Here is a 14,065-nt window from a genome sequence, read left to right on the forward strand (position 1 = left end):
CCCATAAATTTAATTATTTATTTTTCCATAGCCAATACATTTACCTTATCTACACTTATGTTATATAAGCTTGATACTGCTTTTGTTATTTCATATTTGATCTTACTATCCTCTGCACCTTCAGCCACAACCATGACTCCTATAACATTTGGTTTTTCTGTCTTTAATATAACTGGTTCACTTCCATCAGAACTGTTTGACATAACAATCTTATCTCCATCAGTTTCTTGTGAATTAACCCTTGTTCCTCCTTCACTATCTGTCTCTTCTGTAGTACTTTTTTGAGAAGAATTATCCACTGCTGGTACCTTAACCTCACTACTTTCAAAATTTATTACTACATCTACTGTTCCAACTCCACTGATTTTTCCTAATATCCTCTCTAGATTTTTCTCTTGTTTTTCTTGATAACTTAAAACTTCTGAGTCATTTTGACTCTTATTATTCATACTTTCTTCAGATATTTTCTCTGAATTAGTCTTCTCACTTTTAGATATATTGTTTACTCCTGTAAAATATGACACAACTAAATAAAACATTATGACTAGCAAAAGTATTATTATTAAGTTGGCAATATTCTTTTGTTTTAGAGCTTTAGACATTTTATCTTTTAAATCCTGGACCCCCATACTACCTCCTAATCATATGAAACAATTATATTTTCATGAGAAATTTCAAGTTCTTTTTCAACAAACTTTTCAACCTTTTCTAAAAAAGAATCTTTTTTTTCCTCCTTATTAAGCTTTTCTTCTCCAACGACAACCTTCTCTACCTTTTTTACCTTTTTTTTATCTAAAACCTTAATTTCTGCCTTTTCAATATTTACCCTAACATCATCAAAATCTATTTTTCCTATTAAATTAACCTCAAATTCATTTTCATAAAATTCATCCTTTAAAGCCTGTTCTAAATTTCTCTCTATATTTTCTAAAATAGCTTCTTCATCATATAACGATACCTTTTCCTCCTGATTTTCCACAGGTCCATTTATTTTGTTTTCAAAAGCATTTTCATCTATTTCCTGATTAAAATTTAATAGTCCTATTATTGGAGATAACATTACTGAAAGTATTATTAATGAAAATACAAACTTAACATGCTTTTTTACTGATGAATTAGGTAAAATTATATGGGCAATAGATATGATGACTATAACAACACAAAGGGTTGAAATCCAATTTTTTAAAAGTTCCATCATATTTCTATCCTCCTACAATAAAATTACCTGCAGTGGCCATCATGGAAGCCATAATAAAGAACATAATACTTACACTTATTATGCATGATAAAATCATAAACAATGCTTCTCCCACAGTTTCAACACTACTAGATATCTTAGAGTCAACAACAGGCTCAATAACCGCCGATGTAAGTTTAAAACAAATAGCCATAAGTCCTATTTTTATTATTGGAAAAATAACAATCATTACAAGAACTATCACACCTAAGGAAGTTATTACACTTTTCAACGCTAAGGAATATCCCGCAACAGTAGTTATTGCATCTGAAAATGCCTTACCTACAATAGGTACGAAGTTATCAACTGCAAACTTAACTGTCTTAACTGTCACTGCATCTAATGTGTCTGCTGTCATTCCTCTTAAAGTTAATATTCCAACAAATATAGTTAATATAAACCCTTGAGATATCATAACCACCTGTTTTATGAACTTACACATTCTATCTATTTTAAATTCACTAGAAAGGTTATTAACAAACTGTAATGTAAAATAAGCTAATATTAAAGGAAATAAAAAATATGTGTAAATTCTAGGTGTTATTGAAACAGCTCCTAAGACAATAGGATCTATGGTTACAGCTGAGGTCACTCCCCCTGAAGTTGCTATAAGCATAACTATTACTGGTACAATAACATTCATAAAATCTATAATTGAAGCTAAGACTTCTTTTCCTAAATCAAGTGATATGAAAAAGCTCTTAGTCAAAAGCATTATTAAAAGAGCATAACAAGCAAAAAATGCTACTTGGGTTACTCCTTCTTCTATATTAAAAGCATCCTGCAAGTTTTTAAGTAAAGCACTTAAAAGAGCAATCACTAATATTGAAGCAATAAACTTTAAAACTATGTTAAGTTCCCTAAACATGTAACTAAGTATTGAAGCCCCTATTTTTTTAAAAGTTATTGGATCTTCTCCACTTTCCAAATAAGTCTTTATATATTCCTTAGCTGACATATTGCCTAGTATGTCCTCTTCTGTTTCTAAATTATTTATATAATCATAAAATCTTTCTACTCTTGAGTCATTCTCTATTTTTTCCTTTGAACTCTCTAAATTCTCATTTGCCAAAACATTTAAGTTAAAGCAAAATACAAAAGTAAGTGATAATAATATTATGTTTACTAACTTTTTCATATTTTAGCCCCTACATTATACTTAAAATGGAATTCAAAATATTAACCATTATTGGTATAGCTAATAAAAGTATCATAATCTTTCCTGTAAATTCTACCTTTTTACCCAACACAGTAACCCCAGCATCATTACATATATAGCTACAGAAAGTTGAAAGGTATGCTATGGCAATAATTTTCATAACTATGGCAATATAGGATGAATCCATTCCTGATTCTCTTGCTATATTCTGCATAAAAGTTATTATTTCATTGACATAAGGCATTACAAAAAGAAAAATTACTATGCCAGCCGCTAAAAGAAGCATGACTGCAAAAGTACCTTTTGTTTCCTTTAAAAACAAATATAAAAATAATGTTATTAAAGAAAAACTTATTACTTGTATCAATACATCCATTCTTGCTTTTGTCAGAAATCTTCAAAATTCAATAATTTATTTCTTACTGAGTTCTATAGATTACTGCCCTAGTTCACCTCCTTCTGTTTTAATTTAATATGTTACCCTAGAATCACATCTAAAATAAAAACATTGTTCTAACAGAAGAAAACAATCTACTTATAAGCTGAATCATCATAGTAAGTATTATTACTATACCAACAATATTTGCTAAAGCTGCATACTCTTTCTTGCCACTTTGGTCAAGAACTTTATCAAGTATAACAAGTACTATTCCTACTCCTGCAATTTGAAAGATTAAAGATAAATCCGACATATATGGCCTCCCCTTAAAAATTCTAATCTCATTAAATCCCCTTCCTTATAATCTAAAACCTTCTTCATGATTAACTATTATTAAACCTATGAATCAAATAAGAAAAATGGCTATCATTGCTCCTACAGAAACTCCTAAATATCTATAAACCTTAGTATTTTTATTACATTCATCTTCCGCTATTAATAACTCAGAATCTAATTTTTCTTTAGCTAAATTAAAAATTTTGATTTGTCCCTCTATATTTGTTTCTCCTAAAGATTTTGAAAGATCTAATAAAATTTCAAAGTCTTTATCTTTTAAATTCATTTCTTTCTTATGTTCATTTATACTTTCACTAAAAGCCATATATACATTTTTAACCTCATTATTTTTCAGTTTCAAAGAAATTTTATTTAAAAATTCACTAATTGGACTTTTAGCTTTTAATGCTATGCTTTCTATACTCTCTGGTAGAGGCGTATAAGTATATACAATATCATTTTCAAAATCTATTAAAGCTCTTTTAAGTTCTTTAAGCTGATTAAGTCTGTTTCTAAATCCTTCTCCATATAAATATCCAATTAAAGAACTAAGTAGAACTATAATAACCAGAAAAAAAATCTTCATTTTTCTCCTCCTATTTACAAGTTAATCATTTATGTTAAGTGCTTTTTACAAATTATTCTTTTATTGACTCTTTATATTTAAAATATTTATTTTCTAAGCTATGTTTTGAACTAGTGTTGATTTTTAGATAGAACGATAAGACCATCTTAATGAGCAGTTAGTATTGCATTATATACGTAAGAATAATAGTGTTAAGAAGCTTTTTCTTATTTTTGTAAGGAATACAATCTCACTATGTTCGATTGCATAAGTTCAAGATACCAAATTGAAAATTTGGACTTTCACTTAACCTTTAGCTATTATTCTGGAGTAGATGATAGCAATACTTTGCGAAATTAAGCTAGGTCTGAAAGTCTAGCTAAAAATCAACATTCAACTAAAACAGAGCTAAAATTAAACATCATAAATTCCTTCTATTGTTCCAACCCCTTTTTTAGCACTAAGAATTACAACTTTATCTATGATATTATTTTCTACTATCTCTCTGAAAACTGGTCTTCTATATAATTCTTCTATATTTCTCCCATGTAATGTAGCAATAATACTAACTCCAGAATTGTATGCCATAATAAGCCCTTCCATATCTTTATATGTTCCAATCTCATCACATATAATAACCTCAGGTGAAAGTCCTCTAACTGCCATCATCATTCCATCACTTTTAATACAGTTATCATATACATCTGTTCTTATACCTACATTCATTTGAGGTATTCCATTATAACAAGCTGCAATTTCGCTTCTTTCATCAATTACAACAGTTCTTTTCCCTCTTAATCCAATTTGAGATACTCCATTGGATATATTTCTTGTTATATCTCTTAAAAGTGTTGTCTTTCCACATTTAGGAGGAGATATTATCAATGTATTGTTCACCCTATTATTTTCAACTAAATGATTCATAAGACTATTAGAACAGCCTATAACCTCTCTACATACCCTTATATTTAAAGAAGTTATATTCCTAATAGTTTTAATTGAATTACCCTCTATAACACATTGACCAGCTAATCCAACCCTATGCCCTCCTTGAATAGTTATATACCCTTGTCTTATATCTTCCTCAAAGGCATACAAGGAGTAGTTACTTATTTTTTGAATCATTGCTTTAACATCATCCCTTGTTATTACATAATTAAAAATTGTTTCGTTGTTATCCAGAACAATACTAAGAGGTTTTCCAACCTTAACTCTTACTTCTTGGAGTTTATTTAAATTACTTTTATCTTTTAAATAAGAATTTATTTTTTCTGGCAAGACAGCAAATATTTCTTTCAAAGTACCTCCTCTCCTTTCTATTTAAATCTATTAGTTTACATAAGAAATTATTCTAATTATTTTAAAATTTATTAATTTTGGGCAAAAAAAAATAAACCGTACCCTTATAGGCACAGTTTATTAAACTTCAAATTCATTTCCACAATAAGGACAAGGTATACTTTCAGATCTGTCTAATATATCTTTTTCTATGTATATAGGTTTATGACACTTATCACAAACTACTTCACAGTATTCATCATCGTATTCTTCAAGCTCTTCTAAAGTTAGCTCTTCAAAAAGTTCATCCTGTACTCCACTTAAATCATCATTTAGTAAAGTAACATTTTCATCTAAAGTTTCAATATTAACTTGTAATTCTTCAACTTTATCAACTAAAGATGAAATTACATTAAGTAAGGAATCCTTAAATTCTTTATCTAACTCAGTGTTTTTATCCATAGCCTTAAGTAAGCTACTAATGTTGTCTTTAATATCCTTCACTGAAATCACTTCCTTATATTAAATATGCTAAGCTTTAAAAGCTTAGCATAAATTTATTTTTATCTAATATTTACTAGATAAGTTTGGCTTAAATCAAAGTAATAATAAAATCCTTTTTGAATTAAGTCTAAGTTTTTATTAAACTCTTTCCATGTACTCGCCAGTTCTAGTATCTATTCTTATAGTATTTCCTTCTTCAACGAACATAGGAACCATAACTGTTGCACCAGTTTCAACAACAGCTGTTTTCATAGCTGTAGTAGCAGTGTTTCCTTTAACACTTGGCTCACACTCAGTGATTAATAACTCAACAAAGTTTGGAGCTTCAACTGAGAAAGCTTCTCCTTTGTAGAATTTGATTACAGCGTTCATATTTTCTTTTAAGAACTTTATAGCATCTTCAACTTTTTCATGGTTTAAAGGAATTTGCTCAAAAGTTTCTTGATCCATGAAGTAGTATAATTCTCCATCTGAGTAAAGGTATTGCATTTCTTTTCTTTCGATTATTGCTTCTTGTAATTTATCAGTTGGGTTGAAAGTTCTGTCTGTAACTCCACCCATTATAACGTTTCTTAATTTAGTTCTAACGAAAGCAGCACCTTTTCCTGGTTTAACGTGTAAGAAGTCTATAACTGTGTATACTTGTCCATCCAGTTCAAAAGTAGTTCCTTTTCTTAAATCACTTCCTGATATCATTAAGTATCCCTCCAAAATCTATTAATTCATTTTATATTATAACCCTTTAAGATAAATTAATACCCTCTAGAGCTACCTTGTTACTTATTTACTATTAAAGTGTAAAACAACAATCATATTTTATCAAATGCTAATAATAAATGCAATTATTTTCATTAAATTTACAAGACTATACAGCCTTAATCTCCATAAAGCACTTTAATTCTCCTAATTTTTCAATTTTATAATTTTTTACATAAATATTATTGTCTTTTAATAAACCTACATAATTAACTAAACTTTCTAAATCTCCTGTAAACAAAATGTTTCCTTTCCATCCATTCTCATATTTCATCTGAAGAACAGTGCAATTTTCACCTTCTACCTTTTTAAGAATTTCGTCTAAATTCTTACTATGAATTTCTGTAGCAGTTTCAACAGGAATCTCATAATTTTTCAAATAAATAAGCTCTGATCCTTGAAATATCAATAAAAATAAAAAAACACTAATTAAAACTATACCTATCCTAAACTTTTTCATTTAAGCACTCCTTTTATGGTATTAATATTATTAGCTTCATTTAAACTTATTTCTTCCACAATTCCATTTACCTCTTTAATTTCCCTAAGTACAATATCCTTATAATCATTATGAATTTCTACTGCAAATTTATTTCTTTCAAGATTAAACTTTAAAATTTCTTCACTTCCCAATAACTTTCTCAAGCTATTTATTCTATTTATAAACTCCTCTCCTAAAGAACTTTCACCCTTAATCGATTTAGTTTCATTTAAGTATTTTTGAATTCTATTATTCTCCTTTACGATTTCTGCATAAAATACTAAATTAAATAACAGTAAAAATAATATGTAGATATTTATTCTTTTTTTTACACTTTTGTTGTATGGTTCAACATACTCCACTGGTAAAAATCTTTTATACTTTCTGATATAAATTATCCTCACCTCTAATCTCACTTAATCTAGCCTCTTTGAAACATTCTTTTAATTCATCTGTTATATATTCTTTAGAAATATTAAGATTAAAACTTTTTATTGATATACTAAAAGTTTCTTCTAAATTTTTAATTTCATTCTTTATATCCTGTATAACACTCTGCTTTTCAGTGTTTCTTAAGAAAATTAACCTTCTTTTAAAATAAACTTTTATCCTAGAATTTCTAACAACAACTACTACTCTGCTAAAAATATAAAGATTTCTCTTTTGAAGGTCATAAGGTATTAAAGAGAAACTTTTTCTTTCACATAGTAATTTTTTAAACTTTTCATCACATCCAATAAAATATATTATTAGAAAAAGTTCTCTTCCAACTCGTAACCTTTCATAGTGCGCTAAAGGAGTATAATCGGAAAACATATCTTTTATAAGCTCTTCTATTTTTTCTTCAATATTATAATAATTATTAACCTTAAGTACTTTTATAAATAAACTTTCATTTAGAAGAATTATTTTTATTCTTTTATCCTTTGATTCTTTCAATTTTAAAAATTCGTTTGTATCATTAAGTACTAAACTTTTAGTTAGAAAACTCATAGTATCTCCTTTTTGATAAAGTAATACTTTCATCATGGCCGAAAGTTATATCATAATAAGTATTTTTTAAAACTCCACTTATGCTATTCTTATTTTTAATATGTAAAACATCTTTAGTAGAATCATAAATTGCACTCATATTATCTAAGCTAAAATTCAATTCTTCTATTGTGTTCTTAGTTAAAATCTTTTCTTTTATAATGTATTTTAAAAACTCCTCTTCGTCTTTAATATCCTCCATATTATTTTTTATAAGACCGTAACTTCTATCAACTTCTTTCCTTCTTTGAAAAGAAATGTCCATAAGAATTGTAACTATCATACTACATGCTAAAGAAATTAACATAACTTCTATTGAAACAAACCCTTTACCCTTTCTCATAACAATAAACCCTCTCATCTTGATTCTTAACTTTTAATCTTATATAAAACAAATTTTCTTTTTCAATAACATCAAATTTTTCAACATCATCTAATAAAGCATGAGAATAATATTCACCATACCTTACAAAACTAAGACTTAATGTATTTTTTCTTTTTTCAATTTTATCCTCTAAAAGTTTTTCTTCTTCCCAAAATTTTATACATATATAATCCTTATTAGGATTTACCGTTATTTCCTCAACTCTCCTATTTAAAAATCTATAATCCAAATACATTTCTGCATTTAATAAATAATTGAATTCCTTTTCACTTGATAAAAAGCTCTTATATTCTTTAACATAAAAAATTAAATTCTTTGTTAGGCTAAGAGTTATAAATCCTAAAGCTCCTAAATAAATACATAATTCAATTAATAAATATCCTTTTTTCTTTGCTTTCTCATGATTTATTCTAAAAATTCGTATATTTTAACCTCCTCATTTTCACTTATGAAAGGAAAATCATTTTTGTAAAAAATATCAACTTTACTTTCATAATCATCAATGTGATTTATGGTTATACTCCATCCCAATTCATTTAAATCTTTATCATTTAATATAAGCTCTTCTCTTAGAAGATTATTAATTTTCATGTCTATTAATCTATTTATATCTAAATCACCTAATCCGTATTTTCCATTTGGAAATTCTCTTATATCATTAAAAGATATGTTATGCTTTATTTCCATTACTAGGCTATTCATCACTTCTCTTACTTCTACTTTTTCTCTTGTATAATGTTTATTTTTAACATAAATACTATAACTCCTTCCAATCCCAAGAAAAAGAATAGATATTAAAGCTAAGGCTAAAACCATATCAACTAATAAATATCCCTTCTTAGCCAAGTATTTATTTCTCATTATTTACCCTTCTCCCTTAATATTTAATTAAAATTCCTTAGCTTTTTAATTAAGCTCTGTTTTAAACCAGTGTTGATTTTTAGATAGAACTGTAAAGCCATCTTAATGAGCAACTAATATTGTATCATCTACGTAATAATAGCATTAAGAAGCTTTTTATGTTTGAGCATAATCGAAAATCTGAAATACTAGCTAAAAATAAACTCTCACCTAAAACAGGTCTTATTTAAAATATCACTTAACATTGATTTTCCATATCCCAGGAACTATGGTTATTTTTCTTTGGTTATTATTTTTATCAGTTATTGTTATTGTTCCTGCATTCTTCATCATTCCCATATCACTTATGTTAATAAGATTATTCATATTGTTGCTTACCTTCACAGCTTCAAGTTTTAAAAATGAATATCTAATTTTATTTTTATATATTAATATATTTTCTAAATTATCAAAGATTATTTCCCCATAAGAATTATCTTTAATAGATAATTGTTTTGCTTCCATAAGGAAATCATGAATTGCATTTACTTCACTTTCAACTTTTAACTCATAAGCTCTTTCTGTTATCAATATAAATGAAGTTGGTAAAGCTAAAATTAAACTCGTTATCCCTAAATATATTATTACCTCACCAAGAGTAAATCCTTTTTTCCTTTTATACATACTTCATTCCCTCAAAAGTAGGTATTAACACTAAGAGCATCATAGCTGAAATTACAAATCCTAAAACTATAAACATTACAGGTTCTATTTTACCTACTACTTTATTTAATGTTCTATCAAAATCTTTTTCTCTTATTTTTAATAGTTCTTCTATATTTTTATTAAATAACCCACTTTCTTCTCCTGTAATTAAAAAACCTTTTGATATATGAGAGATCACATTTATACTTCCGATACTATTACTTAAAGTCTCTCCTTTAAGTAGCTGTTCATTTATCTTTTTAACATATTCTCTGAGTTTTTTATTACTTAAATTTTCTCCAAATATACTTAAAGCATTTGTAAGGGATATACCACTTGTTATTATCATATTTATTAAAAATAATATTCTGATTTCATAATGCATTCTATAAACTTCTATCTTCTCTAAAATATTTTCAAAATTTATTATTTTAAAGATTAAATAAAGTACTATTAGGATACAAAGAAAGTAACAAAAAGCTATTATCTCTACATTGGGATTATCTTCAACAAATTTAATATAAGAGTTTAAAGCAGAAATTAATTTAGATGTTTCCTTATATCCTAAATCATACATATCAAAAAATTGTGGAAGTATATATGTTGCATAGCAAAATATCATAAGTATTAATCCTATAAGAAGAGAAACTGGATATCTTAAAGATTTAATAATCTTATTTTTAACATCTTTTTCAGCCAATATGTTTTTTGCACATTTTTCTAAAACATCTTCTAAATTCCCGCTTTCTTCTCCAATCTTAATCATGTCTACCATAGTATCTGGATATAAATTTCTTTCTTCTTTAAAAGCTTTAGACAAACTTTCTCCCTTAAGAACTTTTTTCTCAACCCTTTCTACGGATTCCTTGTATTTCTTATCTCTTACAGTGCCTTTTATTAATTCTAATGAGCGTCCTATGGGCATTCCTGATTTTACATAGGTACTTAAATTTAAACATATATAAGAAGCATCATCTTTAAAACCAAACATCTAACCCCTCACATTCTTTTAAAAGATAGTATTCTTCTAAAGCTACTTCTCCATTGGAAACTAAATTAAAACAGGATTTTAAAAGTTCCTCTCCCCAAGAAATATCATCTATATTTTTATATTCCTTAGGAAATATTATTTCACAAATTGCTTTTCTTCCTTTTGTGCCTGTCCAATTACACATGTGGCATCCATTTCCCTTATAATAAGCCTTTAATCTGAGTTCTTCTTTCTTTAACTTTTCAACTAAGTCATTTTCTAAATATATTTTTTCTCTACATGCTTCACAATTTTTTCTTACTAACCTTTGAGTTATTATTGCACTAACTCCTTCTTTTACTAAATAGCTTTCTGCTCCCATATCCAAAAGTCTATCATATATTTCCTTTCCACTATTAGCATGAATTGTTGAGTACACTTTATGACCTGTTATAGAAGCTCTTATAGCTATTTTAGCTGTCTCTTCATCTCGTATTTCTCCAATCAATATTACATCAGGATCCTGTCTTAAAATATGTTTTAAACCATTAGCAAAAGTTAATCCAACTTTCTCATTAACATTTGTTTGAGTTATTCCCTTAATTGTAAATTCAATAGGATCTTCTATAGTACTTATGTTTATTCCATCTTTATCTATAGAATTTAAAAGTGCATAAAGAGTTGTTGATTTCCCACTGCCTGTAGGTCCATTTACAACAACCATACCATGCTTCTTCTTAAGAAGCTTATTAACTTTTTCTTTTTGAAGTTCCATTAAGCTTAAACTATCAATGTTTATAAGTTCATTCTTTTTATATAATATTCTAATTACCAATTTTTCACCAAAAACAGTAGGAATGCTAGAAACTCTTAAATCAAAATCATATTCTTCATCTTTAAATGACAACTTTCCATCTTGTGCTCTTAATTTATCACTTATATTCATGTCAGCCTTTAATTTAATCTTATTGACTAAGTTTTCATAAAGATTCTTTTTAATCTTTTTCATAAGTATTAGTGTTCCATCTATTCTAAAGCGAATATTAGCCCACTCTCCTAAGGGTTCAATATGCATATCGCTGGCATTCTTTTCTATGCCTAATGCTATTAAACTTTTTAACTCTTCTTCTGTGAATTCATCCTTTGAAAAATTTTTACCACCATAACAGTCTTCAATTAACTTTCTTATTTCATCATTATTTCCTAAAATGAAACTTATTTCTTTATCTCTAAATAACAAAGATAAATAATCTTTTTTATCTTTACCTTCACGACTTGTATAAAACAATATCTTTCCATCATTCTCTTTTAAAGCAATTAAGTTCATTTCCAATGCAATCTTCTTAGGTATCTTTTTCATAAGTCTCATATCGATATCTTTAATACTATATTTCATACTTTCACCTCCTCATAAATAATAATTGACAAGCTACTTATTTTTTAAACGAAAAAAGTTCTAGATTATTAAAAAAATTTAACAATCTAGAACTTTTAACTATTTTAATATAATATACTGCCCTTTGTTATTGTCTATAAGCTTAATGCTTCTATCCTTTGGATTATACATGTATAATCCATTTTTTTCTTTATTGTCATTAAATCCAGTAAAATATATATTACCATCAATAACTATTAAAGTTGATTTTTCAGATATATTTTTAGGGAAATCAAATACTAATCTATGAAGCTCATTATTAATAGTATTTATTGAATATAAGCTTCTTGTTTCGTTACCTTTTGTACCAATAAAATATACCATATCATCTATTTTATGTGATGATTCTATCTCGCCTACTTCATTAGAGATAAGAGTCTCTTTTTTACTATCCAAATTATATATATAACATTCTTTCTTTCCATCAATACTGCTTTGAGTATATAAAACAATTTGATTTTCTATTAAATCAATATAGTCTATAAAAGCCTTAACAATTTGCTTCTCTAAAGTATAACTTCCATCCTTTATATTGTATAGGAATATTCCACTTTTCTTCTCATTTAAATCTACTCCATATAGAACTAGTTGATCTTCATTTGCGAATTTAAAATTCTCCCCAGAAATAGCTAAATTCTCATTAAAATCAAATTCCTTAAAGTTTTGTAAGTCTAAAATCTTGTATTCTATTTTATCCCCAGAACTATATTTATATAAAAGCTTAGTCCCCCCAGGACTCATAATCAAGTCTTCTATATTTCCATCTACTGATATTTTATGTTCCTTAATTCCATTTGTAATTATTAAGTCAGTTCCCTTACTAGTAAATTCCCTATAAATAACTAAACCTAATTCCTTGCTATAAACTTCCATATGACCTTTTACATCTAAGTCAAGTTTCTTTAGCGCTTCCCCTTCTATTTTGTAATATTCAACATTCTCTCCTGAAATTGTAGACACAATATTCTCAGGAAGTTCTAACTTTTTTCCCTTACCATTTTCTCCATTAGTTCCTTTGTTGAAATTACATCCTACAAGGGTTATTGATAAAATAACTAATACTAAAAAACTTAAAGCAGCAGCTTTCCTCATTTACTTACTTCCCTCTCTAAAATAAATATGTGCCATCACAAATAAATGATGCATCTCCTATCATTTTTATTCCATCATCTTCAATATTAACTTTTAATTCTCCACCTGGAACTATTACCTTTACTTCATTATCTACTAATCCTAACTTATTAGCTGCTATAACTGAAGCGCAGTTTCCTGTTCCACACGCTAATGTTGGACCAGCACCTCTTTCCCAAGTTCTAACTTCCATAGTGTTTCTATCAATTACCTTACAGAAGTTAACATTTGTTCCTTGAGGAAATAGTTCATACTTTTCTATACCTTTACCACATTCTATAGGATATTTTTCCTCTTCAAAGATAATAGTATGCGGAACACCCATAAGTAAAGATGTTATTTCATATTTTCCATTCCCTACACTTACTTCTTTTTTTATTATTTCCTCATCACATAATGCAGGTATGCTCTTAGGATTAAAATCTCCAAATCCCATATTTACATTAATAGTCTTTACCTTATCATCCTCAACTTCTAAGAAAATTCTTTTAACTCCATCACCAGTTAAAACGTCTAAGACATCCTTCTTAACTATGCCTTTTTCATAGACATACTTAGCAAAACATCTTATTCCATTTCCGCACATGGCAGCATAAGATCCATCTGAATTTATTATTACCATCTCTATATCACAATTTTCATTCTTTCTAACTATTAAGATTCCATCTGCACCAACTCCAAATCTTCTATGGCACATTTTTTGAGCAATTATTCCCTCTTTACCTACATATTCATTGTTTAAATCTTCTATAACTATAAAATCATTTCCATTCCCATGCATTTTTGAAAACTTCATATTATCACCTCTAATTACCTATTTATTGATACTTTTTATTATAAGATGTATACTAACTGTAAGTTCAATCAATTTA

At 27.4% G+C, this 14,065-nt stretch carries 20 protein-coding genes; all 20 read right to left on the reverse strand.

Annotation, left to right across the window (positions count from 1 at the left end; all coding sequences use genetic code 11):
* Positions 1-17: 17 nt before the first annotated feature.
* Positions 18-629: a stage III sporulation protein AG gene (gene spoIIIAG / locus AC2JAQ_RS11385; RefSeq protein ID WP_488456552.1), complete on the reverse strand. Its 612-nt coding sequence runs from the start codon at positions 627-629 to the stop codon at positions 18-20.
* Positions 630-637: 8 nt separating this feature from the next.
* Positions 638-1,198 carry a stage III sporulation protein AF gene (gene spoIIIAF, locus AC2JAQ_RS11390; RefSeq protein ID WP_488456553.1) on the reverse strand — a complete coding sequence of 187 codons (561 nt, stop codon included), beginning with the start codon at positions 1,196-1,198 and terminating at the stop codon, positions 638-640.
* Positions 1,199-1,202: 4 nt separating this feature from the next.
* On the reverse strand, positions 1,203-2,375 hold the full coding sequence (gene spoIIIAE, locus AC2JAQ_RS11395) for a stage III sporulation protein AE (RefSeq protein WP_488456554.1): 1,173 nt from the start codon (positions 2,373-2,375) through the stop codon (positions 1,203-1,205).
* Positions 2,376-2,385: 10 nt separating this feature from the next.
* Positions 2,386-2,772: a stage III sporulation protein AD gene (spoIIIAD, locus tag AC2JAQ_RS11400; protein ID WP_423237645.1), complete on the reverse strand. Its 387-nt coding sequence runs from the start codon at positions 2,770-2,772 to the stop codon at positions 2,386-2,388.
* Between the two features lie 118 nt (positions 2,773-2,890).
* Entirely contained in the window at positions 2,891-3,088 is a 198-nt protein-coding gene (gene spoIIIAC / locus AC2JAQ_RS11405; protein WP_423237646.1) for a stage III sporulation protein AC, read from the reverse strand.
* A gap of 93 nt (positions 3,089-3,181) precedes the next feature.
* Positions 3,182-3,697, reverse strand: a complete 516-nt coding sequence (spoIIIAB, locus tag AC2JAQ_RS11410; protein ID WP_488456555.1) for a stage III sporulation protein SpoIIIAB — start codon at positions 3,695-3,697, stop codon at positions 3,182-3,184.
* A gap of 393 nt (positions 3,698-4,090) precedes the next feature.
* Complete coding sequence (gene spoIIIAA / locus AC2JAQ_RS11415; RefSeq protein WP_488456556.1) at positions 4,091-4,975, reverse strand: stage III sporulation protein AA; 885 nt, start codon at positions 4,973-4,975, stop codon at positions 4,091-4,093.
* Between the two features lie 120 nt (positions 4,976-5,095).
* Positions 5,096-5,458, reverse strand: coding sequence for a CD1247 N-terminal domain-containing protein (locus AC2JAQ_RS11420; protein WP_488456557.1), 363 nt, complete (start codon positions 5,456-5,458; stop codon positions 5,096-5,098).
* Positions 5,459-5,596: 138 nt separating this feature from the next.
* The gene (efp, locus tag AC2JAQ_RS11425) at positions 5,597-6,154 is read right to left on the reverse strand and encodes an elongation factor P (RefSeq protein WP_003451649.1); all 558 of its coding nucleotides are present in this window, start codon (positions 6,152-6,154) and stop codon (positions 5,597-5,599) included.
* 169 nt (positions 6,155-6,323) lie between these two features.
* A complete protein-coding gene (locus AC2JAQ_RS11430) occupies positions 6,324-6,674 on the reverse strand; it encodes a hypothetical protein (protein ID WP_488456558.1) in 351 nt (116 codons plus the stop codon).
* Positions 6,671-7,111 carry a hypothetical protein gene (locus tag AC2JAQ_RS11435; RefSeq protein ID WP_488456559.1) on the reverse strand — a complete coding sequence of 147 codons (441 nt, stop codon included), beginning with the start codon at positions 7,109-7,111 and terminating at the stop codon, positions 6,671-6,673. The genes AC2JAQ_RS11430 and AC2JAQ_RS11435 overlap by 4 nt, the downstream gene beginning before the upstream one ends.
* On the reverse strand, positions 7,071-7,688 hold the full coding sequence (locus AC2JAQ_RS11440; RefSeq protein WP_488456560.1) for a hypothetical protein: 618 nt from the start codon (positions 7,686-7,688) through the stop codon (positions 7,071-7,073). Before AC2JAQ_RS11440 ends, AC2JAQ_RS11435 begins: the two co-directional genes overlap by 41 nt.
* Positions 7,672-8,070: a type IV pilin gene (locus tag AC2JAQ_RS11445; protein WP_488456561.1), complete on the reverse strand. Its 399-nt coding sequence runs from the start codon at positions 8,068-8,070 to the stop codon at positions 7,672-7,674. Before AC2JAQ_RS11445 ends, AC2JAQ_RS11440 begins: the two co-directional genes overlap by 17 nt.
* Complete coding sequence (locus AC2JAQ_RS11450; protein WP_488456562.1) at positions 8,057-8,347, reverse strand: hypothetical protein; 291 nt, start codon at positions 8,345-8,347, stop codon at positions 8,057-8,059. Before AC2JAQ_RS11450 ends, AC2JAQ_RS11445 begins: the two co-directional genes overlap by 14 nt.
* Positions 8,348-8,517: 170 nt before the next feature.
* Positions 8,518-8,973, reverse strand: coding sequence for a type II secretion system protein (locus tag AC2JAQ_RS11455; RefSeq protein ID WP_488456563.1), 456 nt, complete (start codon positions 8,971-8,973; stop codon positions 8,518-8,520).
* A 234-nt stretch (positions 8,974-9,207) separates the two neighbouring features.
* Positions 9,208-9,636, reverse strand: a complete 429-nt coding sequence (locus AC2JAQ_RS11460; RefSeq protein WP_488456564.1) for a prepilin-type N-terminal cleavage/methylation domain-containing protein — start codon at positions 9,634-9,636, stop codon at positions 9,208-9,210.
* A complete protein-coding gene (locus tag AC2JAQ_RS11465) occupies positions 9,629-10,648 on the reverse strand; it encodes a type II secretion system F family protein (protein WP_488456565.1) in 1,020 nt (339 codons plus the stop codon). The genes AC2JAQ_RS11460 and AC2JAQ_RS11465 overlap by 8 nt, the downstream gene beginning before the upstream one ends.
* A complete protein-coding gene (locus tag AC2JAQ_RS11470) occupies positions 10,635-12,023 on the reverse strand; it encodes a GspE/PulE family protein (RefSeq protein WP_488456566.1) in 1,389 nt (462 codons plus the stop codon). Before AC2JAQ_RS11470 ends, AC2JAQ_RS11465 begins: the two co-directional genes overlap by 14 nt.
* 99 nt (positions 12,024-12,122) lie before the next feature.
* Entirely contained in the window at positions 12,123-13,154 is a 1,032-nt protein-coding gene (locus tag AC2JAQ_RS11475) for an NHL repeat-containing protein (protein WP_488456567.1), read from the reverse strand.
* A gap of 16 nt (positions 13,155-13,170) precedes the next feature.
* Positions 13,171-13,989, reverse strand: coding sequence for a diaminopimelate epimerase (gene dapF / locus AC2JAQ_RS11480; RefSeq protein WP_488456568.1), 819 nt, complete (start codon positions 13,987-13,989; stop codon positions 13,171-13,173).
* Positions 13,990-14,065: the final 76 nt, after the last annotated feature.

This window comes from Clostridium sp. LIBA-8553 (assembly GCF_057782465.1).

Excerpts from the sequence above, each read along its gene's own strand:
- spoIIIAG (WP_488456552.1), bottom strand. The coding sequence starts at position 629 with ATGGGGGTCCAGGATTTAAAAGATAAAATGTCTAAAGCTCTAAAACAA.
- spoIIIAF (WP_488456553.1), bottom strand. The coding sequence starts at position 1,198 with ATGATGGAACTTTTAAAAAATTGGATTTCAACCCTTTGTGTTGTTATA.
- spoIIIAE (WP_488456554.1), bottom strand. The coding sequence starts at position 2,375 with ATGAAAAAGTTAGTAAACATAATATTATTATCACTTACTTTTGTATTT.
- spoIIIAD (WP_423237645.1), bottom strand. The coding sequence starts at position 2,772 with ATGGATGTATTGATACAAGTAATAAGTTTTTCTTTAATAACATTATTT.
- spoIIIAC (WP_423237646.1), bottom strand. The coding sequence starts at position 3,088 with ATGTCGGATTTATCTTTAATCTTTCAAATTGCAGGAGTAGGAATAGTA.
- spoIIIAB (WP_488456555.1), bottom strand. The coding sequence starts at position 3,697 with ATGAAGATTTTTTTTCTGGTTATTATAGTTCTACTTAGTTCTTTAATT.
- efp (WP_003451649.1), bottom strand. The coding sequence starts at position 6,154 with ATGATATCAGGAAGTGATTTAAGAAAAGGAACTACTTTTGAACTGGAT.
- AC2JAQ_RS11430 (WP_488456558.1), bottom strand. The coding sequence starts at position 6,674 with ATGAAAAAGTTTAGGATAGGTATAGTTTTAATTAGTGTTTTTTTATTT.
- AC2JAQ_RS11440 (WP_488456560.1), bottom strand. The coding sequence starts at position 7,688 with ATGAGTTTTCTAACTAAAAGTTTAGTACTTAATGATACAAACGAATTT.
- AC2JAQ_RS11445 (WP_488456561.1), bottom strand. The coding sequence starts at position 8,070 with ATGAGAAAGGGTAAAGGGTTTGTTTCAATAGAAGTTATGTTAATTTCT.
- AC2JAQ_RS11450 (WP_488456562.1), bottom strand. The coding sequence starts at position 8,347 with ATGTATTTGGATTATAGATTTTTAAATAGGAGAGTTGAGGAAATAACG.
- AC2JAQ_RS11455 (WP_488456563.1), bottom strand. The coding sequence starts at position 8,973 with ATGAGAAATAAATACTTGGCTAAGAAGGGATATTTATTAGTTGATATG.
- AC2JAQ_RS11460 (WP_488456564.1), bottom strand. The coding sequence starts at position 9,636 with ATGTATAAAAGGAAAAAAGGATTTACTCTTGGTGAGGTAATAATATAT.
- AC2JAQ_RS11465 (WP_488456565.1), bottom strand. The coding sequence starts at position 10,648 with ATGTTTGGTTTTAAAGATGATGCTTCTTATATATGTTTAAATTTAAGT.
- AC2JAQ_RS11470 (WP_488456566.1), bottom strand. The coding sequence starts at position 12,023 with ATGAAATATAGTATTAAAGATATCGATATGAGACTTATGAAAAAGATA.
- AC2JAQ_RS11475 (WP_488456567.1), bottom strand. The coding sequence starts at position 13,154 with ATGAGGAAAGCTGCTGCTTTAAGTTTTTTAGTATTAGTTATTTTATCA.
- dapF (WP_488456568.1), bottom strand. The coding sequence starts at position 13,989 with ATGAAGTTTTCAAAAATGCATGGGAATGGAAATGATTTTATAGTTATA.